The sequence below is a fragment of the Nocardioides sp. CF8 genome (assembly GCF_000389985.1).
Classification (GTDB): Bacteria; Actinomycetota; Actinomycetes; order Propionibacteriales; family Nocardioidaceae; genus Nocardioides; species Nocardioides allogilvus.
In genome coordinates this window covers 4096115-4096965 of sequence record NZ_CM001852.1, presented here as the reverse complement: position 1 = coordinate 4096965, position 851 = coordinate 4096115, and the positions used below count along the sequence as shown (strand labels likewise).

1 protein-coding gene is annotated in these 851 nt (G+C 67.5%); it reads right to left on the bottom strand.

The genetic code is table 11. The features are described 5' to 3' along the window. Positions 1–851: IS481 family transposase (locus CF8_RS19945; protein ID WP_156887345.1), on the bottom strand; the 851-nt coding region annotated here is incomplete at both ends.

The window sequence follows — 851 nt, the reverse complement described above, 5'->3', positions numbered from 1 at the left end:
TGTTCTGTCCGGACAGGTTGGGCACGCGGTCGGCGGGTGACTTGCCTTTGAGTGCGGTGTGGCCGCGGTGGTGATTGTAGTGATGGAGCCAGTCGGGGTAGGCGGCTGCGCGTTCGGCTTCTGATCGGTACTCGCGGGCGTAGGCCCATTCCTCGAGCAGGGTCCGGTTGAAGCGTTCGACCTTGCCGTTGGTCTGGGGGCGGTAGGGGCGGGTGCGGCGGTGCTTGACGCGCTTGCCCAAGGCTTTGGCCCACAACTTGGATCGGTAGGCGTTGCCGTTGTCGGTCAGCACGGCGCGGATCGTGATCCCGCGACGGGCGAACCAGACCCTGGCACGGCGCCAGAATGCGACCGCGGTCTCCTTCTTCTCATCGGCGTGGATCTCGGAGTAGACCAGTCGGGAGTGGTCATCGACCGCGTGGTGCAAGAAGGCGTACCCGGCTGGCTTCCGCTTCTTGTTCGCCGAGCCTTCTACGCGGCCACGGAACCGCCAGCCGCCACCGTCGGGGATCCGGCCGAGTTTCTTGACATCGATGTGGACCAGGTCGCCCGGGGCCGCGTGTTCGTAGCTGTGCTTGTCGGCCCGCGAGGTCTTGGTCCGGATCCCGGTGGCCGGGTCGGTCCACTTCAGCCGCGGGCAGCGATAGCGCTGCAGCACCTTGTGCACCGTCGAGGGGTTCAGCCCGAGGTGGTAGGCGATCCGGGCCGGTCCCCACCGCCGGGCGACCCGTAACCCCAGGATGCGCCGTTCCCGGCGCTGGCTCAGCTGGCGCGGACAAGAGCGTGGGCGCGAGGAGCGATCGACCATGCCTGCTTCGCCCTCTTGGCGATACCGGCTTGCCCATCGTCTT